Origin of the sequence: Pseudomonas luteola NBRC 103146, assembly GCF_002091675.1 — a bacterium.
GTDB classification, from domain to species: Bacteria; Pseudomonadota; Gammaproteobacteria; order Pseudomonadales; family Pseudomonadaceae; genus Chryseomonas; species Chryseomonas luteola.
Genome location: NZ_BDAE01000094.1, coordinates 1 through 757, shown reverse-complemented (window position 1 = coordinate 757; position 757 = coordinate 1). Strand labels below are relative to the sequence as shown.

2 protein-coding genes are annotated in these 757 nt (G+C 50.5%); both read right to left on the bottom strand.

Annotated features, from left to right (window positions below):
• Positions 1 to 34 precede the first annotated feature (34 nt).
• Entirely contained in the window at positions 35 to 211 is a 177-nt protein-coding gene (locus PLU01S_RS25945) for a hypothetical protein (RefSeq protein ID WP_162842012.1), read from the bottom strand.
• Positions 212 to 268: 57 nt separating this feature from the next.
• Positions 269 to 568 (bottom strand): YrrC family ATP-dependent DNA helicase, encoded by a 300-nt coding sequence (locus tag PLU01S_RS25230; protein ID WP_074824375.1) that lies wholly within the window; start codon positions 566 to 568, stop codon positions 269 to 271.
• Between the last annotated feature and the right edge of the window lie 189 nt (positions 569 to 757).

The following is a 757-nucleotide window of genomic DNA, read 5'->3' as shown; positions in this document are numbered from 1 at the left end:
AGGGCAGGTGTATATAAAGGAAGGGGAAGGGGGGTTAAGCGAGGAAGTGGTGGCCGATCTGGACTGTTAGAGCTTCTTCCTTGGTGGCAAACATCAGCTCAGTCTTTGCATCCGCACCCCAGGTGCTATAGATGACGACCTGCCACCATTTGCCATATTTCTCATACGGCACGCCAACAAGCTCTTTGACGTAGCAATCAACTAAATTCATGGCAATAGGTCTCCGTCCCGCCTAATGGCAGGGGGTAAATAAGGAAGGGGAAGGGGGTTAGGCTTGGCCTAGATTCTTTGCTGCTTCTAAGCGAACCTTGCGCTCGCTTGCTTCAATCTGTGATAGCGGTTCGTATCGCTCAGTCCGGCTGATTTCGAACTGCTTTCCATAGGTCTTGTGCTTAATCCATTCTCCGAACATAACGTATTCGACGGTCTTTAAAGGCTTTGGGGCATCCTCACCGTTAAAAACGGCAGTAAAGTGCTTGCCTCCGCTAGCTCTAGCCTTGTACAGCCGATACTTGCCGTCTTCACTTTGGTAGAAGACCTGCAATAGCTTTCCGATGATCATTGCCATTGAACAACACCCTCCCAGCAGGCAGCCACTGAAAGCATAAACAGCATCAGGAACAGCACGGCATAGCATTCATCGCGAGTCATGACTCTATCTCCAAACTAAACATCACAAACGGAAGAAGGGATGCCCACATGGGCGACTGAACCAGCGCAAGGGTCGTTACGGCAGTGGCAAGGAAGGCAATGACCA

What these genes read in the sequence shown, in the direction of transcription:
- PLU01S_RS25230 (WP_074824375.1), bottom strand. Translation starts at nt 568, where the DNA reads ATGGCAATGATCATCGGAAAGCTATTGCAGGTCTTCTACCAAAGTGAA.
- PLU01S_RS25945 (WP_162842012.1), bottom strand. Translation starts at nt 211, where the DNA reads ATGAATTTAGTTGATTGCTACGTCAAAGAGCTTGTTGGCGTGCCGTAT.